This window comes from Streptomyces sp. 8N616, from assembly GCF_052246385.1.
Classification (GTDB): domain Bacteria; phylum Actinomycetota; class Actinomycetes; order Streptomycetales; family Streptomycetaceae; genus Streptomyces.
The window spans coordinates 70,691-96,423 of sequence record NZ_JBQQBY010000007.1; the positions used below are offsets into that span (position 1 = coordinate 70,691).

At 73.3% G+C, this 25,733-nt stretch carries 22 protein-coding genes; 12 read left to right on the top strand and 10 right to left on the bottom strand.

The window, feature by feature from the left end; translation table 11 throughout:
• Nucleotides 1-27 precede the first annotated feature (27 nt).
• Both ACTWQC_RS08390 and ACTWQC_RS08395 read right to left on the bottom strand, forming a co-directional pair.
• Nucleotides 28-897, bottom strand: coding sequence for an Fpg/Nei family DNA glycosylase (locus ACTWQC_RS08390; RefSeq protein WP_443314928.1), 870 nt, complete (start codon nucleotides 895-897; stop codon nucleotides 28-30).
• Between the two features lie 245 nt (nucleotides 898-1,142).
• Nucleotides 1,143-2,453 carry an NAD(P)/FAD-dependent oxidoreductase gene (locus ACTWQC_RS08395; protein ID WP_443314929.1) on the bottom strand — a complete coding sequence of 437 codons (1,311 nt, stop codon included), beginning with the start codon at nucleotides 2,451-2,453 and terminating at the stop codon, nucleotides 1,143-1,145.
• A 284-nt stretch (nucleotides 2,454-2,737) separates the two neighbouring features.
• Here ACTWQC_RS08395 and ACTWQC_RS08400 point away from each other — a divergent pair, with 284 nt between their 5' ends.
• Nucleotides 2,738-5,218, top strand: coding sequence for a GH92 family glycosyl hydrolase (locus ACTWQC_RS08400; RefSeq protein WP_443314930.1), 2,481 nt, complete (start codon nucleotides 2,738-2,740; stop codon nucleotides 5,216-5,218).
• Between the two features lie 90 nt (nucleotides 5,219-5,308).
• Here ACTWQC_RS08400 and ACTWQC_RS08405 read toward each other — a convergent pair whose 3' ends face one another.
• Nucleotides 5,309-6,454 carry a CapA family protein gene (locus ACTWQC_RS08405; RefSeq protein WP_443315094.1) on the bottom strand — a complete coding sequence of 382 codons (1,146 nt, stop codon included), beginning with the start codon at nucleotides 6,452-6,454 and terminating at the stop codon, nucleotides 5,309-5,311.
• An 89-nt stretch (nucleotides 6,455-6,543) separates the two neighbouring features.
• Nucleotides 6,544-8,829, bottom strand: coding sequence for a hypothetical protein (locus ACTWQC_RS08410; RefSeq protein WP_443314931.1), 2,286 nt, complete (start codon nucleotides 8,827-8,829; stop codon nucleotides 6,544-6,546).
• A 253-nt stretch (nucleotides 8,830-9,082) separates the two neighbouring features.
• On the opposite strand from ACTWQC_RS08410, the gene ACTWQC_RS08415 reads away from it, so the two are divergent.
• Entirely contained in the window at nucleotides 9,083-9,505 is a 423-nt protein-coding gene (locus ACTWQC_RS08415; protein ID WP_443314932.1) for a DUF6343 family protein, read from the top strand.
• Between the two features lie 22 nt (nucleotides 9,506-9,527).
• Here ACTWQC_RS08415 and ACTWQC_RS08420 read toward each other — a convergent pair whose 3' ends face one another.
• Nucleotides 9,528-9,998: a DUF2267 domain-containing protein gene (locus ACTWQC_RS08420; protein ID WP_443315095.1), complete on the bottom strand. Its 471-nt coding sequence runs from the start codon at nucleotides 9,996-9,998 to the stop codon at nucleotides 9,528-9,530.
• A 159-nt stretch (nucleotides 9,999-10,157) separates the two neighbouring features.
• Here ACTWQC_RS08420 and ACTWQC_RS08425 point away from each other — a divergent pair, with 159 nt between their 5' ends.
• Nucleotides 10,158-10,385: a DUF6480 family protein gene (locus tag ACTWQC_RS08425; protein WP_443314933.1), complete on the top strand. Its 228-nt coding sequence runs from the start codon at nucleotides 10,158-10,160 to the stop codon at nucleotides 10,383-10,385.
• 75 nt (nucleotides 10,386-10,460) lie between these two features.
• On the opposite strand, the gene ACTWQC_RS08430 is transcribed toward ACTWQC_RS08425, so the two are convergent.
• Nucleotides 10,461-12,305 (bottom strand): transketolase, encoded by a 1,845-nt coding sequence (locus ACTWQC_RS08430; protein ID WP_443314934.1) that lies wholly within the window; start codon nucleotides 12,303-12,305, stop codon nucleotides 10,461-10,463.
• A 255-nt stretch (nucleotides 12,306-12,560) separates the two neighbouring features.
• Here ACTWQC_RS08430 and ACTWQC_RS08435 point away from each other — a divergent pair, with 255 nt between their 5' ends.
• Genes ACTWQC_RS08435 through ACTWQC_RS08455 form a run of 5 tightly spaced genes read left to right on the top strand, consistent with a single transcriptional unit; the run spans nucleotide 12,561 to nucleotide 16,366 of the window.
• The gene (locus tag ACTWQC_RS08435; RefSeq protein ID WP_443314935.1) at nucleotides 12,561-14,288 is read left to right on the top strand and encodes an ATP-binding protein; all 1,728 of its coding nucleotides are present in this window, start codon (nucleotides 12,561-12,563) and stop codon (nucleotides 14,286-14,288) included.
• Nucleotides 14,289-14,330: 42 nt separating this feature from the next.
• Nucleotides 14,331-14,768 carry a roadblock/LC7 domain-containing protein gene (locus ACTWQC_RS08440; protein ID WP_443314936.1) on the top strand — a complete coding sequence of 146 codons (438 nt, stop codon included), beginning with the start codon at nucleotides 14,331-14,333 and terminating at the stop codon, nucleotides 14,766-14,768.
• A gap of 2 nt (nucleotides 14,769-14,770) precedes the next feature.
• A complete protein-coding gene (locus ACTWQC_RS08445; RefSeq protein WP_443314937.1) occupies nucleotides 14,771-15,145 on the top strand; it encodes a DUF742 domain-containing protein in 375 nt (124 codons plus the stop codon).
• Nucleotides 15,123-15,725 carry a GTP-binding protein gene (locus ACTWQC_RS08450; protein WP_443314938.1) on the top strand — a complete coding sequence of 201 codons (603 nt, stop codon included), beginning with the start codon at nucleotides 15,123-15,125 and terminating at the stop codon, nucleotides 15,723-15,725. The genes ACTWQC_RS08445 and ACTWQC_RS08450 overlap by 23 nt, the downstream gene beginning before the upstream one ends.
• A 44-nt stretch (nucleotides 15,726-15,769) precedes the next feature.
• Nucleotides 15,770-16,366, top strand: coding sequence for a GAF domain-containing protein (locus tag ACTWQC_RS08455; RefSeq protein ID WP_443314939.1), 597 nt, complete (start codon nucleotides 15,770-15,772; stop codon nucleotides 16,364-16,366).
• A gap of 100 nt (nucleotides 16,367-16,466) precedes the next feature.
• On the opposite strand, the gene ACTWQC_RS08460 is transcribed toward ACTWQC_RS08455, so the two are convergent.
• Nucleotides 16,467-17,702 carry an acyl-CoA dehydrogenase family protein gene (locus ACTWQC_RS08460; RefSeq protein WP_443314940.1) on the bottom strand — a complete coding sequence of 412 codons (1,236 nt, stop codon included), beginning with the start codon at nucleotides 17,700-17,702 and terminating at the stop codon, nucleotides 16,467-16,469.
• 609 nt (nucleotides 17,703-18,311) lie between these two features.
• On the opposite strand from ACTWQC_RS08460, the gene ACTWQC_RS08465 reads away from it, so the two are divergent.
• Nucleotides 18,312-20,168 (top strand): hypothetical protein, encoded by a 1,857-nt coding sequence (locus ACTWQC_RS08465; protein WP_443314941.1) that lies wholly within the window; start codon nucleotides 18,312-18,314, stop codon nucleotides 20,166-20,168.
• Between the two features lie 184 nt (nucleotides 20,169-20,352).
• Nucleotides 20,353-20,844, top strand: coding sequence for a DUF6328 family protein (locus ACTWQC_RS08470; RefSeq protein ID WP_443314942.1), 492 nt, complete (start codon nucleotides 20,353-20,355; stop codon nucleotides 20,842-20,844).
• A gap of 30 nt (nucleotides 20,845-20,874) precedes the next feature.
• On the opposite strand, the gene ACTWQC_RS08475 is transcribed toward ACTWQC_RS08470, so the two are convergent.
• Complete coding sequence (locus ACTWQC_RS08475; protein ID WP_443314943.1) at nucleotides 20,875-21,762, bottom strand: hypothetical protein; 888 nt, start codon at nucleotides 21,760-21,762, stop codon at nucleotides 20,875-20,877.
• 134 nt (nucleotides 21,763-21,896) lie between these two features.
• Nucleotides 21,897-22,664, bottom strand: a complete 768-nt coding sequence (locus tag ACTWQC_RS08480; RefSeq protein ID WP_443314944.1) for a PaaX family transcriptional regulator C-terminal domain-containing protein — start codon at nucleotides 22,662-22,664, stop codon at nucleotides 21,897-21,899.
• Between the two features lie 104 nt (nucleotides 22,665-22,768).
• Between ACTWQC_RS08480 and ACTWQC_RS08485 the strand changes: the two genes are divergently transcribed.
• Together ACTWQC_RS08485 and ACTWQC_RS08490 are read left to right on the top strand one after the other, a co-directional pair.
• Nucleotides 22,769-24,415, top strand: coding sequence for an acyl-CoA dehydrogenase family protein (locus tag ACTWQC_RS08485; protein WP_443314945.1), 1,647 nt, complete (start codon nucleotides 22,769-22,771; stop codon nucleotides 24,413-24,415).
• On the top strand, nucleotides 24,412-25,248 hold the full coding sequence (locus tag ACTWQC_RS08490; RefSeq protein WP_443314946.1) for a crotonase/enoyl-CoA hydratase family protein: 837 nt from the start codon (nucleotides 24,412-24,414) through the stop codon (nucleotides 25,246-25,248). The genes ACTWQC_RS08485 and ACTWQC_RS08490 overlap by 4 nt, the downstream gene beginning before the upstream one ends.
• Nucleotides 25,249-25,414: 166 nt before the next feature.
• Here ACTWQC_RS08490 and ACTWQC_RS08495 read toward each other — a convergent pair whose 3' ends face one another.
• Nucleotides 25,415-25,585: a hypothetical protein gene (locus ACTWQC_RS08495; RefSeq protein ID WP_443314947.1), complete on the bottom strand. Its 171-nt coding sequence runs from the start codon at nucleotides 25,583-25,585 to the stop codon at nucleotides 25,415-25,417.
• Nucleotides 25,586-25,733: the final 148 nt, after the last annotated feature.

Genomic DNA, 25,733 nt, shown 5'->3' on the forward strand with positions numbered 1-25,733 from the left:
GAACGGCAGTTCTGAGCAGCAGAGGGACTATTTGAGCAGCCGGGAGAGCCGACGGTCCGCGAGCGGCTTCCCGCCCGTCTGGCAGGTGGGGCAGTACTGCAGCGACGAATCGCTGAAGGACACCTCGCGGACCGTGTCCCCGCAGACGGGGCAAGGCTGCCCGGTGCGCCCGTGCACCCGCAGCCCGCTCTTCTTCTCGGCCTTCAGCTTGCCGGCCGCCAGCCCGCGCGACCGCTCGACGGCCTCCCGCAGTGTGCTCCCCACCGCCTCGTACAGCTGCGCCGTCTCCTCCTCCGTCAGGCTCGCGGCGAGTTTGAAAGGTGACATCTTCGCCGCGTGCAGGATCTCGTCCGAGTACGCGTTGCCGATTCCGGCGATCACACTCTGGTCGCGGAGCACGCCCTTGATCTGACGGCGTTCACCGCCCAGCAGGCCCGCGAAGGCATCCAGGGTGAAGCCGTCCGCCAGCGGGTCGGGGCCCAGCCGAGCGATGCCGGGCACCTCGGCGGGGTCCCGTACGAGATACACCGCGAGGCGCTTCTGGGTTCCCGCCTCGGTCAGGTCGAACCCTGTTCCTTCGGGCTCGGCGAGGTGCAGCCGCAGGGCCAGCGGGCCCTTGCCGGGCCGGGGCGGCGCCGCGGGAAGGTTCTCCTTCCACTGCAGCCATCCGGCGCGGGCGAGGTGGACGACGAAGTGCAGCCCGTCGTCGGCCGACAGATCGAGGAACTTGCCGTGCCGGCCGACCGCGGTGAACGTACTGCCGTCGAGCGCGCTGATCGGCGGGTCGTACGTCTTGAGGACGCTCACGGCGACCGGGTACACGTGCGCGACGGTCCTGCCGACCACGTGCTCGGACAGGAACCCGGTGAGTGCTTCGACCTCGGGCAGCTCCGGCATGCTCCCAGTCTGCCAGTGCCCTGCGCCGGGCGGCTGATTCGCCGGATGTGGTCGAGGCGAGTGCGGCACCGCGGGTCCGCGCAGACGGACGTCTCGCCGTTGCGGCGGGAAGAACTGCCGCGGCGGCTGCGGGCAGCCACCAGGGCGGGTCGCCGCCAAGATCTTTCCGCCGCCGGCGGCGAACAACCACCACGTTGGGGAGGGGCGGTGCCGAACCAGCCTCAGCCCATGGCGGCACTCCCCCCTCAGCGCTGCCGCAGCACGGGCGTCTCCGGTGCCGTGTTCTCCAGCGGGACGGCGTCCGAGCGCACCAGTCCGAGCTGTACGGCCTGCCGCGGCAGCGCGGCGTCGAGCAGCCAGTCGGCCCCCACCCGCACCCGGTTCCCCGGCATGGCCATCAGGTGGTAGCCGCGCGTCACCGCCTTGGCGGCCGGCCCCGACAGGGGCACGCCCAGCGGATCCGCCGCCGCCTGGAAACCGCCGAGGTCGACCGCGAAGCCCAGGTCCCGGTGCTTGTACGCGCGGCGCTCGCCCTGCCCGAAGGAGGCGGCGAGGTTGTGCGCGGCCGTCCTGCCCTGGCGGGACGCGTGCTGGGCGGTCATCGAGGTGATCTGCCCCGGCCTGGTCAGATCGGGCACCGCAGCGGCGTCGCCGCAGGCCAGCACATCCGGGAAGCCCGGCACGCCCAGGTACTCGTCAACGATCAGCCGCCCCTTCTCGGTGGGCAGGCCGAGGTCGTCGACGAGCGGGTCGGGCCGTACGCCGACGCACCAGACCAGCGAGCGGCTGGGGACGAACCGGCCGTCGGTGAGGTGCACGCCCTCCTTGACCGCCTCCTCCACGGACGTGCCGGTGGCCACCTCCACTCCCCGCCGGGCGAGTACGCGGGAGGCGGTCGCGGACATGTGCTCCGCGAGCTCGGGCAGGACGCGGGGGGCGATGTCCAGCAGCAGCCAGCGCGGCGGCCGCTCATCGCGCAGCACCGGGTGCTGCGCGGCCAGCTCGTCGGTGAACAGCTTTCCGTGGGCGGCGACTTCGGTGCCGGTGTACCCGGCGCCGACGACCACGAAGGTGCAGCGGGCGGCCCGCTCCTGCGGGTCATCGGCCGAGCCCGCCAGCTCGATCTGACGGGTGATGTGGTCGCGGAGGTAGAGCGCCTCGGGCATGCCGCGGAAGCCGTGGGCGTGCTCGGTGATGCCGGGCACGGGCAGCAGTTTGTTGACGCTGCCCGCCGCGAGGACCAGCCGGTCGTAGGTGAGGTCCCGGCGGTTGCCCTCGGGGTCGGTCAGGCCGAGACGGCGCGCCTGGAGGTCGATCCAGTCCGCGGTGCCGAGGACGAGGCGGACGCGCGGCAGGGTGCCGGTGAGCGACACGGACACCCTGCGGGGTTCGAGGACGCCGGTCGCGACCTCGGGCAGCAGCGGCACGTACAGGAAGTAGTCGTTGGGGTTGACCAGCACGATCTCTGCGGCATCACGGGCGAGGCGGGACAGCGTACGGGCGGTCTGGTAGCCGGCGAAGCCGGCTCCGACGATCACGATGCGCGGTCGGCTCATGGTCCTTCCCTGACGGGTCGACGGTGCGGTGTGAGGTTTCGGAACGGTGTGAACGGTCCGCGCCCCGGGTTCCCCTTACGGTCGCGCCGAACCTGGCAGGGCGGATCCCGCGGGGCGCCCCGCCCGGCGTCCCCGTGTGCCCGAGCCCTCGGCGGCTCCTCCCCCACCGGAACCGGAACAGGACGCGAACTCCCCGGGCGTCAACGGTCCTTGACTTGCCCTTCACGGGCGGCGAGCCTGGCACGGATCTTGGACAACGTTGTCACCCGTGTGGAGGCCGTTCAATGGCATGGATCGAACGCCGCGGGCGCCGCACGCGCCGCCCCGTACGGGTGGGAGCCGCCGTGGCTCTGCTCGCCGCCGTGCTCGGCGGCGGCCTCGCGCCCGCCGCCGCGGACGGCGCCGAAGCCGCGGCAGCGGCCCGGACCGGCGCCGTCGAGGACGGCCACAGCCCCCTGCCCCGGCCGGAGCCCGTGCCGACCGAGCGGCTCACCGACCTCGTCAATCCCTTCATCGGCACCCGCAACGAGGGCAACACGTTCCCGGGTGCCGCCGTCCCCTTCGGGATGGTCCAGCTCTCCCCCGACACCGGCCACAACACCGGCTACGACTGGGACGACTCCCGCATCCGCGGCTTCTCCGCCGTCCACCTGGCCGGAGTCGGCTGCGCCATCGGCGGCGACCTGCCCGTCATGCCGACCACGGGCGACATCACCAGCACCGACAACGCCGCGTACGCTTCCTCCTTCAGCCACGACCAGGAGACCGCCGCCCCCGGCCACTACAGAGTCCGCCTCGCCGACTACGGCGGGATCACCGCCGAGTTGAGCGCCACCCGGCACACCGGCCGCCAGCGCTACACCTTCCCGGCCACGGACAAGGCCAACGTCCTGCTCAACACGGGGCAGGCGCTGCACAAGGTGACCAGCAGTCAGGTGACCGTCCTCGACGACCGCACCGTCGCCGCATCGGTGACCGGCAGCGGCTTGTGCCAGCGGACCGACCGGAGCGAGCCGTACACCGTCCACACCATCACCCGGTTCGACCGCCCCTTCGCCTCCTCCGGCACCTGGGAAGGCGACCGGGTCACCGCGGGCGGCGACGCGTCCGAGGGATCCGGCCGCCGCGGCGCGTACGTCCGTTTCGACACCACCGGCGGCGACCGGGACGTCGAGGCCGTCACCGCGATCAGCTACGTCGACCGGGCCGGCGCCGCCCGGAACCTCGACGCCGAGGGCCGGACCTCCTTCGACGCCACCGCGGCGGCAGCACGGCGGGCGTGGGAGGAGCGGCTCGGCCGGGTACGGGTGCAGGGCGGCGGAGACGCGCGGCGGCGCACGTTCTACTCGGCCCTCTACCGGGCCCTGCTGCACCCCAATGTGGGCCAGGACGTCGACGGCCGCTACACCGGCTGGGACCGGAAGGTCCACCGCGCAGAGGGCTTCACGTACTACCAGAACTGGTCGCTGTGGGACACGTACCGCACCCAGGCCCAGTTGCTCGCCCTCCTCGCGCCGGAGGAGTCGCGGGACATGGCGCTGTCGCTGCTGAAGGTGGACCAGCAGGGCGGCTGGCTGCCCAAGTGGGGCTATGCCACGGCCGAGACGAACATCATGACCGGCGACCCGGTGACCCCGTTCCTCACGAACGCTTACCGGCAGGGCCTGCTGAAGGGCCATGAGGAGGAGGCGTACCGGGCGCTGAAGAAGAACGCGGACGGCGTGCCGCCCCCCGGTTCCCCGTACGCGGGCCGGGACGCCAACCGCGCGTACCTGGCGGAGGGATTCGTCCCCCACCAGCCGAACCGGCAGAAGGTCAAGCCCGGGGACTCCGACTTCCACCACGGGGGCTCGGCGACGCTCGAGTACGCGCTCGCGGACGCGGCGCTCGCGGAGATGGCGCGGAAGCTGGGGCACACGGAGGACGCGAGGCGCTACGCCGCGCGCGGCCAGAGCTACCGCAACGTCTTCGACGCGTCGACGGGCTTCTTCCGGTCGCGGGACGCCGAGGGCGCGTTCACGGGACCCGCCGACCCGGCGCGGAGCGAGGGCTTCCACGAGGGCACGGCGTGGCAGTACCAGTGGCTGGTCCCGCAGGACCTGCCGGGCCTGGTCTCGCTCATCGGCGGCCGGGAGGCCACCGAGCGGCGCCTGGACTCCTTCTTCGCCTACGACCGGCTCCGCTCGGACCCGGAGGGCACGGCGCGCGAGGTGTGGGTGGGCGGCCCGTACGACTACGACAACGCGGACACGTACAACCCGCAGAACGAGCCGGATCTCATCGCCCCGTACACCTACCTCGCTACCGGCAGCCCCGCCAAGACGACGGATGTGGTGCACGCGGCGCTGAGCCTGTTCACCAACGCGCCGGACGGCATCACGGGCAACGACGACCTGGGCACGATGTCGTCGTGGATGGTGCTGTCGTCGATCGGAGTGTTCCCGGTGTTCCCGGGCACGGACACCTGGGGTCTTTCGACGCCCGTGTTCGAGCGGGTGGAGCTCGTGCTGGACCGCCGCTGGTACCCGCGGGGCCGCTTCCTGATCACGGCGCCGGGCGCGGGCGGCGCCGGGCGCTACGTGCAGTCGGCCCGCCTCGGTGGCAAGGAGCTGCCCAGGACCTGGATCACGACGGAGGACATCAGGGCCGGGCGGGATCTGGCGTTCGCGGCAGGGCCCAGGCCGTCGACGTGGGGCACGGACCCACGGCACGCCCCACCGCCAGCACCTGACGCCCCGTCAGCGGCGCGGACGGCGAGACCGTAGGCGGCAGTCTGCGGGCGCAGAAGTCCGTAAGTGCAGAAGTCCGTAAGCACGGAAAGTCCGTAAGCGCGGACGTCCTGAGCCGCGGGGCGGTCAGCGGTCGGCCATGGTGAGGCCGTCGGCAGCCGCCCCGCGGCTCAGCACCGCCTTGCGGATGCCGTCCCGCACACGCCGGTAGTCCTTCCTGCCGGGGTCGCGGCGCAGCGCCTCGCCCAGATTCACCACCCGCCACGGCGGCCCGCGGTCCGTCATCTGCGGGATGAACTCTGCCTTCTTCACGGTCCAGCGCTGCCCCTCCTCCCGCGGCGGCTCGAAGGTGAAGCGCGCTATGGAGCCGTGGTTGCCGCGGGGGTCCTGCATCACGCCGGCGACCTGGTCGCCGAGGCCGTGGACGACCCAGGTGCCGTTGACCTTCTCGTACGCCTGCGGCACGTGGTTGTGCGTGCCGATGACGAGGTCGATGTCGGGGCGGCCGCCGGACCGCGAGCGGGTCAGCCGGTCCGCCAGATCCAGTTGCATCCGGTCCGGCTCCTCCTGCCACTCCGTGCCCCAGTGGACGCTCAGCACGACGACGTCGGCTCCGTCCCGGCGGGCCGCGCGGGCGTCCGCGAGGATCCGGTCCGGGTCGATGCGGTTCACGGCCCAGGGCATGCCCTCCGGGAGCGGTATGCCGTTGGTTCCGTAGGTGTACGAGAGCTGGGCGACGGTGGCGCTGCCCGCGCGCAGCAGGGCGGGCTTCGACGCCTCCTGCGCCGAGCGTGCCGAGCCCACGTGGCGCAGCCGGGCCCTGTCCATGGTGTCGAGCGTGCGGCGTATCCCCGCGGCACCCGCGTCCAGGGTGTGGTTCGAGGCCGTCGAGCAGGAGTCGTAGCCCGTGTCCTTGAGGGCCTCCGCGACCTGGGGCGGCGAGACGAACGTCGGGTAGCCGGTGAAGGGCCCGTCCGGCTCGCCGTAAGGGGTCTCCATGTGGCACAGCGCGATGTCCGCGGCCGAGACCACGGGTTGGACGCCCGCGAGGAGCTTGCGGAAATCGTGGGCGCTGCCGCCGCCCGCGTCCTGCTGTGCCTGCTTCATGATCGTCGGATACGGGATGACGTCCCCGCTGGCCACGAGCGTGAAGCCGCGCTGCGGTCCGGACGGCCGCGCGGGCGCCGCCGTGCCGACGCCGGTGAGTGCCGACTTGGGGGGCGGGCCGCTGCACGCCGTGACGGCGGCGCCGAGCAGCGCGCCGAGCGCCATCCATATGCCGTGGCGGCGCGTTCTGCGGCGCAGCGTCTTGTGGCACAGGGTCCTGTGGCGACTGGTCCGTTGGCTGCGTCGGTGCTTCCTCATCGGCCGGGCTCCCTGGTCTCGTTCCTGTTCCGGGACGAGCGGGCGGCGTTGAGGGCGTCCACGGCGCCCTTGGCGTCCCCGATCGTCGTGTAGTCGACGGCGACGAAGGTGACGGGCCTGCCGCGCTCCCGCTCACATGCGAGGGCGCGCTCCAGGACCCGGTCGCGGCTGTTGACCTCGCCGGCGTCCAGCCGGCTGCCGCCGCCCGCGGTGACGAAGTGGTTGAGGAGGAACAGCCGCTTGTCCCGGCCGCCCCTGTTGGGCGCGCAGCTCATCTCCCGCGGGCTGCGGAAGGAGAACGGGGTCTCCATCGCGTACCGGTAGAAGTTCCGGTACCAGGGCGCGGGGCCGTCGGCCCGCTCGGCGAAGACCACCAGGCGCCGCCCGTCGCGGACCATCTCGCCGAGCGTCGGCCAGGGCCGCGCGGGGTCGTCGTCCGGCACGTACAGCAGGCGCTCGAGGCCGGCCTGGCGGAAGGCCCGTACGGTCTCGTCGCCTCCGACGCCGTCCTGCACGATCAGGGTGACGATCTCGGTCGGGTGGTCCTCCAGCCAGGCTCCGACCTTCCGGAGCGTGGGCACGAGCGCGACCGCGCCGCCCCGGCACGTGGCGTGGCACAGCCACAGCCCGCCGCGCCGCGGGCTGACCCGGCTGATGAACCGGGTGAGCCCTGCGCCCGTGCCGGAGAGACGGCCGTGGAGGCCGGAGCCCCTGACCCGGTCCGCCACCTCCTCGGGCGTCTCCCAGGTGTGCGTGTCGATGAGCAGCGCGCGCACTCCCGCGTCGAGCTGGGCCGTGATGCCGCGGTCCTGCAGCGGGCCGATGAACCGGTCCTCGGTGGAGGCCATGGCGTTGTGGGCCGCGAGCTGGGCCACCTCGTCGTAGCGCCGCTCGCAGAGGGCGGGCGAGCCCTGGCAGCGGCGGATCGCCGAGCCGCCGATCGCGGTGGGGGCGAGCGCCGCGCCCGCGGTGGCGAGCGCGGCGACGCCCGCGGTCACGGCCCACGCGCGCGTGGGCCGGGGCACCGGCGATCCGGCGGCGCGGCGCCTGCCCGCGGCCCGCCACAGCAGACCGGTCCCGGCCGTGAGGAGCCCGGCGGCCAGGGGCACGGCGGCGGCCAGCAGACCGGCCTCGAGCAGCCGGTCGGCGGCCGTGGTCTGCACATCCTCGACGAGCCGGGCGAGCGAGGGCGGCCAGGAGGCGGACGGGTCGGGCATGGCGTCCCCGGCGAAGAGCCGGCCGATGCCCGCGCCCGCGGCGGCGAGCGCCCCGCCGGTGGCCACGGCCGCGCCGATGGCGGTCAGCCGGCGGGCGAGCGTGCCGGGCACGGCTGCCCAGAGCGCCAGGAGCCCGCTCGCCCCGAGGATCACGGCCAGTGTCTGGACCGGGCCCATGCCCAGCTGGGCGATGGAGCGCGCGTTGCGGACCAGGGCGATCCCGTCCGGGTCGCGGTCCTCGAGGTCGGCGACGACCTGCCAGCGCGTCCCCTCCCGCAGGAGGAGGAGTTCCCCGGCACCGGCCCGGTCACCGTCGCCGCCCTGCGGCGGGCCCGCGGGCGTCCGGGCCGGCGGGCTGCCCCCGGTACCGAGCGCCGCGGCAATGCCGGGACGCAGGGTGTCGCGGGCCTCGGCGGGTACGGCCGACAGCAGGGCCTCGGTGACGGCGGGCAGGTCCGGGTGGGCGAACACGCCTGGCGGCAGCGCGGCGGCCGCCCGCTGCCCCTCGGCCCCGGGCCCGAGGTCGTGGACCGCCCCGCGCAGGCCCGCCGCGATCGCGTCCACATCGTCCGCCGGCCACTCCTCCACCGCGGCGATCAGGTCGCCGAAGTAGATCCGGATCAGGTCCTCGAAGTTGGCCAGCACCGGCTTGAGGTCGGCGGTCAGCCGCAGCGCGGGCCGGTCCCCGCGCAGATACCCCACCGCGTTGCCGATCTGCTGGTCGGCCAGGGCCCGTACGGCCTCGGGCGGCAGGACGGTCTTGAGGTTGGAGGTGACGACGCCCTGCGGCACGGGGAGGCGGGCCAGCATCTCGCGGGTGACGGCGGAGGACTCCGGGTCCACCAGCACCTCGTCGTAGAGCCGGTCGTACGCCCTCTGCTCGTCCAGTACGCCTTGGTAGTAGGAGCGGTTGAGGGCGGTGCTGCGCGCGGTGCCGACGGCGACGAGGGCGACCGTCGAGATCACGACCGAGAGGAAGGCCACCCAGCAGGCCGCCCTGCGCCGCCACGGCCGGCGGGCGAGCGCCGTGCTGCCGGCCGGAGCCGGTATGTGCGTACGGCTCATGGTCCTCTCTTCAGTCGCTCCTCCTCTCCGACCCTGGGAGGTGCGCCACCGGGCGGCCAGCCGCGGGAGCCCAAGCGGGTGAGGGCGTTGGGGGCGGGCCTCGGGGGCCGGGGCCGGGCGTGGGCAAGGGCATAGGGCCGGGTGCGAAGCGGTGCGGAGGCCGTGCGGAAGGCCGGGCGAAAGGCCGGGCGAAAGGCCGGGCGGCCTACTCTGGGAAGTGCAGATGGTGCGTGCCCCACGACGGGAGGACGCCATGCGCGACGACAGGCAGGAGCCGGGCCACGCCACCCCGGAGGTTCCGCCGGAGAGGCCGGATCTCCCGGCCTTCCCCGAGGACCCGAACGCTCCGGTCTCCCCCGACGACCCGAACGCCCCGGTCCCCCGGTCACGCTCCGGCATGTACGGCCGCAGGCATCCGCGCGCCGGCACCGAACCGGTCACGGCCCGCAGCGCGCTCGGGCTGCGGATGGTGCTGGCCGTGATCTACACGCCGGTCTTCCTGGCCGGTGCCGTGCTCTTCGCGATCTGGGGGGCCAGGTCCGACGCCGGCAGCTCACCCAGCTCGGGGGCGCTCGGGGCGATCGCGATCGTCTGCGCGGTGCTCTCGCTGCTGGCGCTGACGGACCTCTTGGTCGTGGAGCATCGCCGCAAGCGCGAACGGGGCCCGCGCCGCTGACCGTACGGCGGACAGCCGGGGGTCAGCCGGACTCCGCGCCTTCCAGCCCTTCCAGGCCTTCACCGCGGGCAGCCCGCTCCTCGGGCAGCAGCCCCCGGATGTCGCCCGGCAGCGACTCGTACAGCTTCTCCATCAGCTCGGGGCTCACGGCCGAGTCCAGCACCTCGAAAAGGGCGGTCGCCTCGCGGATGGCCTCCTCCTCGTCGGTCCCCGCGCGCCAGGCGATCCGGCCCAGGAAGACGGTGAGGTCGAAGCGCTCGCCGTGGTTGCGCCGGTACGCCCGCTCCTCCGGCGAGCCCTCGTGGGAGGCGGCCACGCGGCGCAGGGCCTCCGCGGCCTCGCCCGGGAGCTGGGCAGCGAGGTGGTCGGCCAAGCCGTCGGGAACCCGCTCGGCGAGGGTCTCCAGGGTGGCCCGCACGGCCCGTTCCGCGGACTGCCGGTCCGGCAGCTGCGCCCGTGCCTGGACCTGGCCCGCCAGTTGGTCGTAGCGCATGATCAGCACCGCCTCGGATGAAAATGCCTCGCGTCCACCGTCCCCCCGTTCCCCTTCCCGAGTGACCCGAGCGGGCCGCTCGACACCGCCTTGAGTGCTGCCGTACGGATTCCGGCTCCCGGGAGGTGTGAAACGGCGGCGGCTGCCCACTCGGGGACCATGAACAACAAGCATGCGGAACCCGGAACCCAGCCTGTTCCCGGCACCCCCGAGCCAGGCGGCGTCCCACCCGAGGAGACGCCGCAGGGAGAGGGCGGCCTCTCCGGCGCCGGGCCGCGGGAGACGCACAACCCGGCCAGGGGCTGGGGCGTGTGGCCGCTGATCGTCCTGATGGCCGTGGTCGTGCTCTTCGCGGTGTTCTTCATCGTCGGCTACGCCACCCGCTGAGCAGGTGCGCCGGCATCGCGGGCCGAGCCAGTACAAGCGGCCGGTACGAGCGCCTCAGCCCGCAGTGCCGGCGATTCAGCCCGCCGTGCCGACGATGTCGGCGAGCCTGCGGGCAGCCGCCACGATGGCACTCGCGTCGATGTCGGCGGCGTGCAACTGCTCCGCGGGCGTGCTGGACGCGGGCAGGGTGCGTACCGCCAGCCGGGCCAGCCGGGGTACGGGCCTGCCGTCCGCGAACGCCTCCGCCACCGCGTCGCCCAGGCCGCCCTCGGGGTGGTGGTCCTCGACCGTGAGCAGGCACCCGGTCGCGTCCGCCGCCGCGCGCAGCGCCTCGCCGTCCACAGGCTTGAGCGAATAGAGGTCGATCACGCGCGCGTGGAGGCCCTCCCCCTCGAGCCGCTCCGCCGCCGCCAGCGCCTCATGGACCGTTACCCCGGCGGCGACCAGCGTGACCCGGTCCTCGTCCGAGGCGCGCAGCAGCTTGCTGCCGCCGATCGGGAACTCTTCGTCGGGCCCGTAGATGACCGGGTTGTCGCCGCGGGTGGTGCGCAGGTAGCCGATGCCGGGGCGCTCGGCGAGCGCGGCCACCAACTGGGCGGTCTGGTTGGCGTCGCACGGGTAGAGCACGGTGCTGCCGTGAATGGAGCGGAAGAGCGCGAGGTCCTCGAGCCCCATCTGGGAGGGACCGTCCTCGCCGATGGCGACACCGGCGTGCGAGCCGGCCACGGCGAGGCGGGCGCGGCTCACCGAGGCCATGCGCAGGAAGTCGTGCGCGCGGGTGAGGAACGCCGCGAAGGTGGCGACGTACGGGATCCAGCCGCGGGCCTGCATGCCGACCGCGGCGGCGACCATCTGCTGCTCGGCGATGTAGCACTCGAAGTACCGGTCGGGGTGGTCCTTGGCGAAGAACTCCGCCCGGGTCGAGTCGCCGACCTCGCCGTCGAGGGCGACCACATCGGAGCGCGCCGCGCCGAGTGCCGCGAGGGCCTGCCCGTACGCGGTGCGGGTCGCCGCCTTCTCGCCGATGCCGTAGCGCGGCAGCTCCAGGGGGAACGCGGGGCGCTGCGGGTCGTGCACCTCGGGCGGGGCGTGCACCTCGACCCGCAGGTCGCGTACGCCGCCGAGCTCGGCCACGGCCTCCGCCGCGTCCGGCAGCGGCTTGCCGTGGAACCCCTCCCGGTCCTCAACGGCCGCCACGCCCCGGCCTTTCAGGGTGCGGGCGATGATCGCGGTGGGCTGCCTGGCCGTGACCCGTGCCGTTGCGTACGCCTCGTCGATCGCGGCGGTGTCGTGCCCGTCGATCTCGACCGTGTGCCAGCCGAAGGCCTGGATACGGCGGGCGTACGCGTCGAGGTCCCACTCGTGGCGGGTCGGTCCGCGCTGCCCCAGCCGGTTGACGTCGACCACGGCCGTGAGGTTGTCGAGCCGCTCGTGTCCGGCGTGCTCGAACGCCTCCCACATCGAGCCCTCGGCCAGCTCGCTGTCGCCGCACAGCACCCAGACCCGGTACGGCAGCCGGTCGAGCCGCTTGCCCGCCAGGGCGAGACCGACGCCGACCGGCAGGCCCTGCCCGAGCGAGCCGGTGGCCACCTCGACCCACGGCAACTGCGGCGTCGGGTGCCCCTCGAGCCGGCTGCCGAGCCTGCGGAAGCTGAGCAGCTCGTCGTCGGGAACCGCGCCCGCCGCCTTGAACAGGGCGTAGAGCAGGGGTGAGGCATGGCCCTTCGAGAAGACCAGGTGATCGTTGCCGGGGTGTTCCGGCCGGTCGAAGGAGTACTGGAGGTGGTTCGCCAGCAGTACGGCCATGAGGTCCGCCGCGGACATCGACGACGTCGGATGTCCGGATCCGGCGGCGTGGGCGGCGCGGACGGCGTCGACGCGGAGCTGCTGCGCCAGCTCGTGCAGTTGTTCGTGATCCATGTCGGTCCTCCCCGCTCAGGACTGCGGGCGAGTACCCGGCTCCCGGGACACCACACGGAGAAACGCAGGCGGAATCGTTCCTGCAGGTCAACGAACCTGTATTCGACGCCAACTGATCTCTGTGTGATTACGTACCCCGATTGAGGGTGGCGTAGGGTAGCGAAGCCACCAACTGTCCGATCGTGTACCCGCGTTGACGGTTAGCCTGACGTGCGCCTGCCGCGTGTCCCGTACTGGCTGATCGAGAGGACTCCGATGCCTGAACCTCCAACCTATGCCGCGCGCCCGGAATCCGGGCGGCCGATCGCGGCGGCCCCCACGGGTAAGAGGCACGGCAGGCCACCAGCCCATGAGACGGCGGCCGACTCCGCCACCCGGGCCCGCCTGGTGCGCCTCGCCGTGCTCCCCGCCGCCCTCGTCTCCGTGCTCTCGGCGGCTGTCGTCATCTTCGTCCTGCGCTCCCAGGAGGGCTACGCGGACGCGGCGACCTGGGGCGTGCTGACCGGTGCCGCCGTCCTCGGCGCCGGCGTCCTGCTGGGCGGCGCCATCGCGGGCGACGCCGAGGCCCGTACCGTGTCCCGGCGGCTCTCCGCGCTGCGCCGGTCCGGCGCCCGTGCCCAGTCGGACCTGCAGGAGCTGCTGCAGCGGCTCGGCCGCGGCGAGCGGCTGCAGCAGCGCCCGTTCGCCCCGCTCCCCCGGCCGGAGGGCGACACCATCGACCTCCTCGCCCACGAACTGACCCTGGCCCAGCGCCAGGCCGAGGCGGCCGTCGTCCAGGCGACGCAGCTGGTACGGGGCACCGCCGGCGGCAGCGAGGAGAAGGTCGAGGTCTTCGTCAACCTCGCCCGGCGGCTGCAGTCCCTGGTGCACCGCGAGATCGAGCTTCTGGACGAGCTGGAGAACGAGGTCGAGGACCCGGACCTGCTCAAGGGCCTCTTCCACGTCGACCACCTGGCGACCCGCATCCGGCGGCACGCCGAGAACCTCGCGGTGCTCGGCGGCGCCATCTCCCGCCGCCAGTGGAGCCGCCCGGTGACCATGACGGAGGTGCTGCGCTCCTCGATCGCCGAGGTCGAGCAGTACTCCCGGGTCAAGCTCGTGCCGCCGATCGAGGGCACGCTGCGCGGCCACGCGGTCGCGGACGTCATCCACCTGCTGGCCGAACTGGTCGAGAACGCCACGGTGTTCTCCGCCCCGCAGACCCAAGTCCTGCTGCGCGCCCAGAAGGTGACCGCCGGGCTCGCCGTCGAGGTCGAGGACCGGGGGCTCGGCATGCCGCGGGAGGAGCAGATGCGGATGAACGCGCTGCTCGCCGACCCGGACCACATCGACGTCGGCAAGCTGCTCCAGGACGGCCGGATCGGCCTGTTCGTGGTTTCCGCGCTCGCCCGCAGGCACGGCATCCTCGTGCAGTTGCAGAGCAACATCTACGGCGGTGTCCAGGCCGTTCTGGTGGTGCCGCAGGGCCTGCTGGGCGACGAGGCCTCGGAAGCGCACCAGGCCGCCGCGGACGGCGGCGCGCAGCCGTCCGCGCACCCGCCTGTCCACCAGGCCGCCGCGCCGGCCGCTCCCACCGCTCCCTCCGTGCAGCAGCCGGCTGCACAGCCTGCCGTGGCACCGCCGCCACCCCTGGCGCATCCGCAGCCCGAGCCCCTGGCCATGCCCACTCCCATTCCGCAACAGCACGCCCGCGCCATGGAACCTGCCGCACCGCGCGACCGTGGTCCCGCCCTTCCGCATGACCGTGAGGGCACGGGCGGTGCCCCCAACACCGATGCCAGGGACGAGCGGCCGCAACTGCCGCGGCGTCGCAGGCAGGAACACCTCGTCCCGGAGCTCCGGGACACACCGACCGCTCGCGCAACGGGGGACGAGCGGGAGGCGGAGCACGACCCGGGCCTGATGGCCGCGTTCCGGCGGGGTTTCAGTCTCGCCGAGGCTCCTGACGCTTCCGACGAGAGTCCCGCCGACAGCTCTCGTTAACCAGCAGGCTCCGCATTCACCCCCAAGGAGAAGAACGCCACCATGGTGAGCGACATGCGTACCGGCCAGACCACGGATCTCTCCTGGCTCCTGACCGGCCTCGTCCAGCGTGTACCACACACCCGTAACGCACTTCTGCTGTCCTCCGACGGACTGGTGAAGGCCGTCCACGGCCTGGAGACCGACGCCGCCGACCACATGGCCGCCCTGGCGTCAGGGCTCTACTCCCTCGCCCGCAGCGCCGGTATGCGGTTCGACAACGGCGGCGAGGTGCGCCAGGTGGTGGTGGAGCTCGACACCGCCCTGCTGTTCGTGTCGACCGCCGGCTCCGGTGCCTGCCTCGCCGTCATGGCCGAGAGAGAGGCCGACGCGGCCGTACTCGGCTACGAGATGGCGATGCTGGTCAAGAGCGTCCGACCGTATCTGGCCACGCCCGCCCGTCAGCCGGCCGGCAGCGCTCCGCGCGACGCGGGGCGCTGAGGATGGCCGAGGCGCAGGACGGGATGTGGCTGGACGATGAGGCCGGTCGCTTAGTCCGGCCGTACACCGTCAGTAATGGGCGCACCCGTCCGACTGCGCACTTCGACCTTCTCACCATGGTGATGGCCACTGGCTCCCAGCCGCAGAGCTACCTCGGCCCGGACCACGCCCAGGTCCTCGGGCTGTGCGGCGGTCCCATGTCGGTGGCCGAGGTGGCCGCCCACGTGCGGCTGCCCGCTGTCGTCACCAAAGTCCTGCTGTCCGACCTCGTGGACTGCGGGGCGCTCACCACCCGGGCGCCCCGTGCCCTCGAGACATCCCCGAGCGATAGAGACCTCCTGGAGGCGGTGCTGCATGGTCTACGCAAGCGGCTCTGACCCCTTTCCCACCGCCCTGAAGATCCTCATCGCGGGCGGCTTCGGGGTGGGGAAGACCACCTTCGTCGGAGCGGTGAGCGAGATCGAACCGCTGAGCACCGAGGAGTTGCTGACCCAGGTCAGCGCCCGCACAGACAGCCTGGAGGGGGTCGAGGAGAAGACGACCACCACCGTGGCGATGGACTTCGGCCGCATCACCCTCGACAGGGACCATGTGCTCTACCTGTTCGGCACGCCCGGACAGGAGCGGTTCTGGTTCATGTGGGACGAGCTGTCGAACGGCGCCCTCGGGGCCGTCGTGCTCGCCGACACCCGCAGACTGGACCACTGTTTCGCCGCCGTGGACTTCTTCGAGCGGCGCGGGATCGGCTTCATCGTGGCCGTGAACGAGTTCGACGGCGCGTATCGGTACGACGCGGACGAGGTCCGCGCGGCCATAGATCTCAAACCCGATGTGCCCGTCGTGATGTGCGACGCCCGGCAGTGCAACTCCAGCACCCGCGTGCTGGTGGCACTCGTACAGCACCTGCTCAGCTCCGCCGCCGGCTCACCGGCGGCGGTGCCCGACCCGCTGCGCTGACCGTCCGGCAGGCGCAGCCGAATCCGCAGTCGAACGGAGCTCCCATGTCCGCCCCCATCCCTTACACCAAGCAGTACGACCCGACGAGCCACCTGCTCCTCACGCCCGAGGACGGCGAGGCGCCGGCCCGGGTGGCCAGGCTGCACGAGCTCGGGCTCGGCGACACCCCGGTCCCGGAGTTCGATGATTTCGCCCGGGAACTGGCCCGCATCACCGGGGCGCCATACGCGATGGTCAACTTCATCGACGAACACCGGCAGTACTTCGCCGGGCTCTACACCCCGGCCGAGGGCCAGGCGGGGGTGGAGCTGGGGCCCGCACCGCAACAGGCCCAGCCGGGCCGGGTGATGGCACGGGATCACGGCTACTGCCCGCACGTCGTCGTGCGGCGCAAGGCACTGGTGCTGGAGGACGTCTGCGACTACCCGCGGTTCGCCGGGAATCCGGTCGTGGACGAGATCGGCATCCGGTCGTATCTGGGTGCCCCGCTCATCGACCGTACGGGGATGGCGCTCGGCACGATCTGCGTCGTGGACCAGGAGCCGCGGCCGTGGGGGCGGCAGGGCCTGGAGACCATCAAGTCGATGGCGTCCCAGCTGGTCGAGCGGATTCACCGCCTGGAGGCGGGAGGCGAGATCTGAGCAAAGTGTGGGGGATTCGCCCGCACGGCGCTCTCCGCGCGCGGGCGCCTGAAACCGGGAGCCGCGGGCACAGCACTGTGTCCGTGGCTCCCTTCACGATTCACACCGCGTGCTCCGCGGTCCGCAGCTGCTCTTCCAGCTGCTCGATCTGCTCCAACTGCAGCATGTCCGCGAGCCGCTCGGACCACTGACCCTTCGCCGTGCCCAGCGCCAGCTCGCCGAGGCGCAGGAGCTGGATGTCAGAGGTGCCTGCCGGGGCGAAGATATGGAAGGCGTCCCGCAGATAGCGCTCTATCGGGCGGTCGGTGAAGAGACCGCAGGCGGCGTGGATCTCCATGGCGTTGCGGGCCGAGTCGAGTGCGTACTCGACGTTGAGGAGCTTGGCGTTCATCAGCTCCGCGTCACACGGCAGCCCGCTGTCGAGCAGGTGCACGGCGTGATAGGCGGCCAGCCGTGCGGTCATCAGCCGGGACTGCATCTTCCCGAGCTTGAGCTTGATGTTGTTCAGCTCGCCGAGCGGCTTGCCGAAGCGCTCGCGCTCGATGCAGAAGGCAGTCGTCTCGTCTAGGATCGCCTGGTGGATGCCGAGGGATACGGCGGTGAGGTTGGGCCGCCCGTAGAGGACGCTGGATGAGTACGCGACGGCCAGGCCCTGTCCCTCATCCCCCAGCAGATTCGCTGCGGGGACACGGCAGTTGTCGAAGAGCAGCTCTCCGAAGCTGAAGCCGTGCAGGCCCATGGCGGGCTGCTGTTCGGCCAGGGAGAAGCCCGGGGCGTCGGCCTCGACGAGGAAGGCCGACAGCCCCTTGGAGCCGGGTCCTGTGCGGACGACGACGCCGTGCAGGTCGCCGACGTGGCTGTTGCCGACGAAGACCTTGCGGCCGTTGAGGATGTAGTCGTCACCGTCGCGTACGGCGGTGCTGCCCATCCCCAGAACGTGGCCGCCCGACTCGGGTTCTGTGACCGCGATGGTCGGCAGGCAGTCGCCCGACGCGATGCGGGGCAGCCAGGTCTTCCTCTGGATGTCGTTGCCGAAGTGGATGATCTTGGCGACGCCGAGTTGGGAGGCCTGGACCATGGCTCCCATCGCGCCGCTGACACGGGAGAGTTCCTCGATGATGATCGTCTTGGCCAGGTGTCCGGCGGCCATTCCCCCGTACGCCCCATCGATGGTGACGCCGATCCAGCCCTGACGGGCGATCAGCCGGGACAGTTCGTGGGAGACGGTGCGCGATGCCTCCATCCCGGCTATGCGGGGCCGAACTTCGCGCTCTGCGAATTCGTGTACGCGGTAGCGCAGATCTTGGTGGTAGCGATTGGTGAAATAGCGTTCCACGACGAGCCCTCCTCCGCGCTTCCCCCGCGTCCTGTGGGACGCGGAGGTCCTTCGTCGGGCAGTGGTTCCCCGTCCACCAGGCTGGCCGACTGCAATATCGTCTACAAGTCGACCTCAGGAGCCAAGATCGTTTGTTGGCTTTGGCTGAAACCGTGTGTGTTGCGTTCTGGGCTCAACTGTGCGATGGACACTCGAAGTTGTTCACTATCTGATACGCATTCGGCTGGTGATGTGCGGGTGCGAGCGTAACCGACGCGACCCCACCGCTGGCCTGCCCACCAGGCAATTGCCGGACGGGCAGGCGAGCGTGCACCGCTCGGGATCTGACACGGGAACGCACCTTGGCCAGCCACGCGAGGTTTGCCGCTCCGCCCTTCCTGGTTTCGGCCGTGACCGAAAGGAGCTCAGGGGCACTTTGGGGGCGCGCGCCTGCTTCCGCGCGCCCCCTTGACGGAGCCGGCAGCGGGCCCGCGGCGCCTCGCACTCATCCGGCGGGGTGGCAGGTAGGTGCCCTCGCCCGCGGGTGCGAACCCCGGTGCCGCATGACGAACCGGGCGGCGGAGCAGGACCGTTACTGCACCCGGCCCCGCCTGCGGATACGGTGCTCTTGTGGCAGACAGCGGGGACGGGATCGAACAGGACGGGCGCGGGAGGGCGCCGGGGGCGGCGCTGCTCATCGCGGCGGCCCCCGTCGGCAAGGGCCGCCTGATGGACGCGGCGGCGGCGCTGCCCGCGCTGGCGGCCGTACCGCCGGGGGTGCTCACGGGGGCGGGGGGCGGGAGCGTGGTGGAGCTGGTCGACCCGGCGGACCCGCAGGTCGTCCTGACCCGCCTCCGTACGGCCGCGGCCTCCCCCGGTCCGCTGCTGATCCACCTCATCGGGCAGTTGACGCTCGACCGCAAGCAGCAGTTGCCGCATCTGGCGCTCGCGCGGACGACGGCGGCGACGGTCCGGTACACCGGGTTCCCCTGGCACTGGCTGGCCGTCGAGCTGGCGCACCGCCCGCCAGGCAGCACGGCGCTCTTCGCCGACCTGGTGGCCGACGCGGGCGCCTGGGCCCGCCTCCGGGCCGATCCCGGCCTGCTCCTGGCGGCGGGCCTCCGGTTCTACGGCACGGTGTCCCCGCCCCCGGACCGCCGGGCTGTCGCCTCCCCCGCCTACAGCCGTGCCGTCGCCGAACTCCTCCGCCCCGCGAACGCCCGCCCGCCGCTGGCCGACCTCCACCGCCTCGCGATGACCGTGGCGGGCGCCCACCCGGACGCCTGGCACCTGGAAGGCACGGAAGCGGTCACCTCGCCGCCGACGGCGGGCCGGTCCACGCTGCCCCCGGGCATCGCCGCGGCCCCGGGACCGGGAGCGGCGGGAACGGGCGCCGCGGGAACGGGTGCCGCGGGCCCTGGGCACGGGGCGACCCGCGACGGCCGGGACGCCCAGCACCCAGGCGCTGCCGTACCGGGCCTGCCGCACGGAGGGGCGGGTACGCGGCCCGTCGGCATGCCTCACCCGGAGCCGCACGCCCCAACCCCCGGTCCGGCTCACGAAGCCGCCGACAGCAGCGCCCCGCCCCAGCTCGCTGCGAGCGCCGACGGCTCCACCGCAGCGCCTGTTCCTGACCGCAACAGAGCCGGCGGTCGGTCCGACGGCCCGGACGACCACGCGGCCCCCCAGCCCGCTGCCCACCACGACGCCGCCCGCGCGCGGCCCACCCCCGGCTCCGGCGGTCCAGGCGCGCCGACCGACGCCGCCCCAACGGCCTCGGCGCACCAGACCAGCGAGCCGGCGCGGCCTCATGGCGAGCAACACGCGCCGTGTCCGCCGGTCGACTCCGCGGCCGTGGCTGCCCAGCGTGCCCCCGGCCACGACAGCCTCGGCGCGCAGCCGGACCCCGGTTCCGTCGGCACCGGTGCGCCGGGCGCGCTGCCGCCGGACGCACCGGACGCGACGGCGGGCGTGCCGTACGGCGCCCCCGGCGCGACGCCCGCCGCCCCTGCGACGCCCGCCGCATCGCCGTCCGTACCGCCGCGCCCCGACGCCGTGCCGGATCCGCATCCTGCGATCTTGGCTGCGGCGCGGGAAGGGCGGCACGGGGAGGCCGCGGCCATGGCCGCCGCGTGGGAGCAGCAGGCGCTGCGGGCGCACGGGGCCGGTTCCGCCGAGGCCGTGCACTGGCTGGAGGTACGGGCCGACCTGGCGCGGCTCGCCGCCGACTTCGGCCGCTCCTGCGAGCTGTGGACGGCCGCGGCGACCGCCCGGCTGCGGCAGGGCGAGCCCGCGGACGCCCCCGACGTCGTGGCCGCGGTCGACCGCGCGCACCACTGCTGGGAGCAGGTCGGCGACGCGGCGGCGGCCCGGGGCCTGGCGGGCCACCTGATGGAGGTACGGCGCCGGGTGCCGGGGCCGCGTCCCGGCGCGGTGGAGGCGCTGGAGCGCCGAGTGGACGGGCTGAACGGCGTCGCGACCAGCTGAGCCGACCGAGGCGGACCCGAGGAGATTCCAAGGCGGAGACGAGGCGATTCCCAGGCGATTTGCAGGCGAGTTCCGGGACGGATCCGAGACGGCTGAGCCCGGCCGTACGACCGCCGGGCGGACCGAGCCGTAATCCCGCCTCCCCCGGGAACACGTTCAGTTGACGACGAAGGAGGCCCCCACCATGCGTGACGACTACCAACCCGCGCCGGGCCGCCACGAGACCCGGGAGCAGCGCGCCGACCGCAGGTGGGCCGAGCTGCTGCAGGAGGTGCGCGTCGCGCAGACCGGCGTGCAGATCCTGCTGGCGTTCCTGCTCACCGTCGCGTTCACGCCGCGTTTCGAGGATCTGGCCGACCCCGACCGGAACATCTACGTCGTGACCGTACTGCTCGGTGCCGCGGCGACCGGGGCGCTGATCGCCCCGGTCTCTTTCCACCGGATCGTCTTCGGTCACCGACTGAAGCCGGAGACCGTGGTGTGGGCGTCCCGCTTCACGCTCGTGGGCCTCGTGCTGCTGCTCTGCACCTTGATCTCGGCGCTGCTGCTGATCCTTCGCGTGGTGATCTCGGACCAGCTCGCGGTCTGGCTGGTGTTCGGGGCCCTCGTATGGTTCGCGAGTTGCTGGTTCGTTCCCGCGGTCTGGGTCCGGCGCAGGACGCACAGGGACAGCTGACGGCCGTACCACCGCGGCACGGCAACCGCCTCAACGGCGCTGCAGGTCAAGGTCCTTCCGGGTGTCCCTGACCGCCTTCCCGGCCGCGGGCAGCACCTCCGACGCGGTACGCATCGCGGGGCCTACGGGGAGCCGCTGCTCCTCGTCCTTCTGCGTCACGCCCACGTCCGCATGAGGCTCCCCCTTGGCCGCCGGCGAGGTCACCGAGGCGTCCGGCGCCTTGAGCTCCGGGAGCCCCGGCGTGCCGCTCCGGTCGGTGCTCGGGGCCCCGATCGGAAGACCGAGGGACGCCTCCGGGCCTGAGGTGTCCAGCGGGGCTTGCGGCGTCTCGATCCGCGCGGCGCTCCTCCCGCCACGCTCCTGGAGGGTCGGGACGGGGGCCTCGACGAACGCCGAGGGGGTGCCCTGCGTCCGCAGCGGCGGAATCGTGGCACGGGGCTCCACCCCGCCGTCCCGCGTCATCTCCGGGGTCATGTCCTGCCTGGTCGGTGGCTTGACCGGCAGGGCGGGGAACGATCCGCCCACGGCGGGTGCGTCCAGCGGGAGGGATGTCTCCATGCTCTCCAGCGGCACGATCAGCGGGACACGCGGTTCGCCGCCGCTTCCTGTGGACAGGTCGCCCGCGGCAGTGCCGCCCATGGTGGCGCCGCCCGTCGCGGCGCCGCCCGTCGCGGCGCCGCCCGTCGCGGCGCCGCCCGTCGCGGCGCCGCCCGTCGCGGCGCCGCCCGTCGCGGCGCCGCCCGTCGCGGCGCCGCCCGTCGCGGTGCCGTCCGTCGCGGTGCCATCTGTCGTGGTCGTGCCCGTGCGGTCCGGGGCCGTCCCACCGGCCTGCTCGGCCGCGAGGGCGGGAGTCACCGACACCGCCGCGGACGCACACAGGACGAGCGCAACAAAACCTCCACGCGAGGGGATCTTCATCTGGATTCCATCCCTTTCCGACACCTCGGACACACCGGCCGTCCTGCAAGAACGACCCGGACCGCGCCCGGTGTGCGGGATTACACCCCAATAGCCCAATAGCCCAAAACGGGCGCCCGCCGAGGACCTCCCTATCAGCGGGCGGCGTGCTCACTCAGGAGGGCGCCGATGTCCTCGCGGAGCGCCTCGTAGCGCTGCCGCAGCGCCTCTCCCGGCCAGTCGCCCGGCAGGAGCGCGTCGGGCAGCAGCGGGTCGGCCAGCAGGTGCCGCAGGATCGCGGCCGCCGCGGTGAACTCCTCCGCGGGACCCGAGGCCGCCTCGAGGGCGGCGCGGAGCGCGCGGGCCCTGCGCGCCCAGCCGTCCAGGTCCCAGAGCTCCGCCGCCAGGCGCGCCGGGTCGTCGTCCGGGGCCCCGGTCAGCAGGGTGCACTGCTCGGCCACGACGGGCGGGCGCTGCCGTACGAGATTGGCGGGGCGGAGCCAGGTGCCCTCGCGCAGCTCAGCGAGGCGCTGGGCGGTCATGGCCTGGCGGAGGGCGGAGCGGTCGGCGGCGGGGCGGCGCTCCGCGGTCACGACGGCGATCTCCCAGGCGCCGTCCCAGGGGCGGGTGCGCGGGCTCAGGCTGTCGTCCTGCCGTGCCTGGCGCTCCAGGAGGCGCGCGGTGAGCCCGTAGCCGCCGTCGCGCGGTTCGAGGTCGCCCGCAGCGACCATGCGGGAGAGGGCCACGCGGACGGTGCCCTCTGCGATGCCGAAGATCTCGCCCGCCCGGACCAGGGAGCGTACGGGCAGGTGGGGCGGGTGGTGGCCGAGCAGGGTGCTGAGTACGACCGACCGGGCCGTGAGCGGCCGCAGCCCGAGGTCCCCGGTGCCGTGCGCGTTGCCGTCGTTCCCGTTGCCGTCCATCCGTCCGCACCCCTAACCCTTACAATCTTCCACCACGCGTACGAGAACTGTAATGTCAGTGGTGTGGGCAAGGAGCCGACCGCGCCACTCCCCCGGAGGTTGCCGTGAGCGCCACGCAGGAAGTCCTCAACCAGGCCCCGGCGTTGACCGGTTTCAGCACGGCGGACGATCCGGCGCTGCTGGAGGCGCTGCGGCGCGACGGCGCCGGCTGGGGCGAGCAGCGGGTCAGGGAACTCGGAGCGCTCGCGGGCTCGGACGAGATCCAGGAGTGGGCACGGCAGGCCGAGGAGCAGCCGCCGCGGCTGCGCACCCACGACCGGTACGGGCACCGCGTCGACGAGGTGGAGTTCCACCCGGCCTGGCACCGGCTGATGACCGTGGCCGTCGAGCACGGACTGCACGCCGCGCCCTGGGCCGAGGACCGCCCCGGCGCCCATCTGCTCCGCGCCGCCCAGTTCTACGTCTGGTCCCAGGCCGAGCCGGGCCACGGCTGCCCCGTCTCCATGACGTACGCCGCCGTCCCCGCCCTGCGCGCCCAGCCGGATCTGGCGGCCGCCTACGAGCCGCTGCTCGCCGCCCGGACGTACGACTACGGGCTGCGGCCGCCGCTCGGCAAGGCGGGCCTGATCGCCGGCATGTCGATGACGGAGAAGCAGGGCGGCTCGGACGTGCGGGCCAACACCACGCAGGCCGTCCCGGCAGGCGACGGCTCGTATCTGATCACGGGTCACAAGTGGTTCACCTCGGCGCCGATGAGCGATGTCTTCCTGGTGCTGGCCCAGGCGCCCGGTGGTCTTTCGTGCTTCCTGCTGCCGCGCGTGCTGCCCGACGGCACGCGCAACGCGATGCACCTCCAGCGGCTCAAGGACAAGCTGGGCAACCGCTCCAACGCCTCCGCCGAGATCGAGTACGACGAGGCTGTGGCCTGGCCGGTCGGCGAACCGGGCCGCGGGGTGCGGACCATCGTCGAGATGGTCAACATGACCCGTCTCGACTGCGTGCTCGGCACGGCCGCGGGCATGCGGGCCGGGCTGCGCCAGGCCCTGCACCACACCGCGTACCGGCGCGCCTTCGGGGCCGAGCTGATCGACCAGCCCCTCATGCGGAACGTCCTCGCCGACCTCGCGGTGGAGTCCGAGGCGGCGACGCTCCTGGCGATGCGGCTCGCGGCGGCCACGGACCGGGCCCAGGCCGGGGACGCGCAGGAGGCGGCGCTGCGCAGGCTGGGCCTGGCGGTCGGCAAGTACTGGGTGTGCAAGCGGGGCAGCGCGCATGCCGCCGAGGCCCTGGAGTGCCTGGGCGGCAACGGTTACGTCGAGGAGTCCGGTATGCCGCGGATCTACCGCGAGGCGCCGCTGCTGTCCATCTGGGAGGGCTCGGGGAACGTCGCGGCGCTGGACGTCCTGCGGGCCCTCGCCAAGGAGCCCGCGGGGCTCGACGCCTTCCTCGCCGAAGTGGACGCGGCGGCCGGGGCCGACCGGCGGCTGGACGCGGCGGTCGCCCGGGTGCGCGCCGCGCTTCCCGCACTCGCCGACCCGGAGCGTGCGCAGCTGCGCGCCCGCCGCCTCGCCGAGGAGATGGCGCTGGTGCTGCAGGGCAGCCTGCTCGTACGGCACGGCCACCCGGCGGTCGCCGACGCCTTCTGCGCCTCCCGGCTCGGCGGCGACTGGGGGAACGCCTTCGGCACGCTCCCGGCGGGCACGGACCTCGGCCCCATCCTGGAGCGCGCCAGGCCGAAGGCATCGGCGTGAGCGGGCCGAGCGGTGCGGGCGGTGCAGGCGGTGCAGGCGGTGCGGGCGGTGCGGGCGGCGCGAGCGGTACGAGCGTCCGGGTCGAGCGGCAGGGCCCGGTCACCACGGTCGTGCTGTCACGGCCCGACGTCCGCAACGCCGTGGACGGGCCGACGGCCGCGGCCCTCGCGAACGCCTTCCGCGCCTTCGAGGCCGACCCGGAGGCCGGGGTCGCGGTGCTGTGGGGCGAGGGCGGCACGTTCTGCGCGGGCGCGGACCTCAAGGCCATGGGCACCGAGCGCGGGAACCGCGTCGAGGCGGACGGCGACGGGCCGATGGGCCCGACCCGGCTGCGGCTGTCCAAGCCGGTGATCGCCGCGGTGAGCGGCCATGCCGTGGCGGGCGGACTCGAACTGGCTCTCTGGTGCGACCTGCGGGTCGTCGAGGAGGACGCGGTGTTCGGCGTCTTCTGCCGCCGCTGGGGCGTGCCGCTGATCGACGGCGGTTCGGTGCGGCTGCCCCGGCTCATCGGCACGGGGCGGGCGCTGGACCTGGTGCTCACCGGCCGCCCCGTGGCGGCCGTCGAGGCGTACGACATGGGGCTCGCGAGCCGTCTCGTACCGCCGGGGCAGGCCCGTACGGAAGCCGAGCGGCTGGCCGCGGAGATCGCCCGCTTCCCGCAGACCTGCCTGCGCGCCGACCGCGCCTCCGTCCTGGGCCAGGAGGGGCTGACCGAGGAGCAGGCGATGGCGGACGAACTGCGCGGCGGTCTGGGCGCGTTGGCCGAAGGACTCGCCGGGGCGGCCCGATTCGCCGCGGGCGCTGGGCGGCACGGCGACTTCACGGAGATCTGACAGACCTGGCTGCGCTGCGAGCGCCGCGATCCGGCCGGGCCCGGACGCCGGGGACCCGGCTCCGGACGCCGGGGAAGCGGCTCGCCCGGCCCCAAGATGCCCGCACCCGCCCGGCCCTGGGAGGGACGGGCGGGTGCGAAGAAGCCGCCCGTTCGGCGGCTGGAGGTCAGTCGATGCCGCGGAGGATGTGCGACTCCGTTGGGTCGTCCTCGTATCCGGCGAGCCTGATCGGAGCGGATCTTGCCCAGACGTCGATGTTGCGGACGTCCTTCGTCCGCTTTCGCCGTTCCCTGCGCTCGGAATTGACCTGGTTTCGCTTTGTCTTCTCTGGTGTCACCGCGCACACTCCTTCGCGTCGGGTGAAACCGGACGTGCCGACCGCGGCCTCGACCGGGCGCCGGACCGCCCGGTTCGGGCTGCTGTGCAAGGGCAGTTCGGACGCGGTGGCGCCGCGTTGAGCCACCGGGAGCGGGCCGCGGTGGCCG

What these genes read in the sequence shown, in the direction of transcription:
- ACTWQC_RS08390 (WP_443314928.1), bottom strand. Translation starts at nt 897, where the DNA reads ATGCCGGAGCTGCCCGAGGTCGAAGCACTCACCGGGTTCCTGTCCGAG.
- ACTWQC_RS08395 (WP_443314929.1), bottom strand. Translation starts at nt 2,453, where the DNA reads ATGAGCCGACCGCGCATCGTGATCGTCGGAGCCGGCTTCGCCGGCTAC.
- ACTWQC_RS08400 (WP_443314930.1), top strand. Translation starts at nt 2,738, where the DNA reads ATGGCATGGATCGAACGCCGCGGGCGCCGCACGCGCCGCCCCGTACGG.
- ACTWQC_RS08405 (WP_443315094.1), bottom strand. Translation starts at nt 6,454, where the DNA reads ATGGCGCTCGGCGCGCTGCTCGGCGCCGCCGTCACGGCGTGCAGCGGC.
- ACTWQC_RS08410 (WP_443314931.1), bottom strand. Translation starts at nt 8,829, where the DNA reads ATGAGCCGTACGCACATACCGGCTCCGGCCGGCAGCACGGCGCTCGCC.
- ACTWQC_RS08415 (WP_443314932.1), top strand. Translation starts at nt 9,083, where the DNA reads ATGCGCGACGACAGGCAGGAGCCGGGCCACGCCACCCCGGAGGTTCCG.
- ACTWQC_RS08420 (WP_443315095.1), bottom strand. Translation starts at nt 9,998, where the DNA reads ATGCGCTACGACCAACTGGCGGGCCAGGTCCAGGCACGGGCGCAGCTG.
- ACTWQC_RS08425 (WP_443314933.1), top strand. Translation starts at nt 10,158, where the DNA reads ATGAACAACAAGCATGCGGAACCCGGAACCCAGCCTGTTCCCGGCACC.
- ACTWQC_RS08430 (WP_443314934.1), bottom strand. Translation starts at nt 12,305, where the DNA reads ATGGATCACGAACAACTGCACGAGCTGGCGCAGCAGCTCCGCGTCGAC.
- ACTWQC_RS08435 (WP_443314935.1), top strand. Translation starts at nt 12,561, where the DNA reads ATGCCTGAACCTCCAACCTATGCCGCGCGCCCGGAATCCGGGCGGCCG.
- ACTWQC_RS08440 (WP_443314936.1), top strand. Translation starts at nt 14,331, where the DNA reads ATGGTGAGCGACATGCGTACCGGCCAGACCACGGATCTCTCCTGGCTC.
- ACTWQC_RS08445 (WP_443314937.1), top strand. Translation starts at nt 14,771, where the DNA reads ATGGCCGAGGCGCAGGACGGGATGTGGCTGGACGATGAGGCCGGTCGC.
- ACTWQC_RS08450 (WP_443314938.1), top strand. Translation starts at nt 15,123, where the DNA reads ATGGTCTACGCAAGCGGCTCTGACCCCTTTCCCACCGCCCTGAAGATC.
- ACTWQC_RS08455 (WP_443314939.1), top strand. Translation starts at nt 15,770, where the DNA reads ATGTCCGCCCCCATCCCTTACACCAAGCAGTACGACCCGACGAGCCAC.
- ACTWQC_RS08470 (WP_443314942.1), top strand. Translation starts at nt 20,353, where the DNA reads ATGCGTGACGACTACCAACCCGCGCCGGGCCGCCACGAGACCCGGGAG.
- ACTWQC_RS08475 (WP_443314943.1), bottom strand. Translation starts at nt 21,762, where the DNA reads ATGAAGATCCCCTCGCGTGGAGGTTTTGTTGCGCTCGTCCTGTGTGCG.
- ACTWQC_RS08480 (WP_443314944.1), bottom strand. Translation starts at nt 22,664, where the DNA reads ATGGACGGCAACGGGAACGACGGCAACGCGCACGGCACCGGGGACCTC.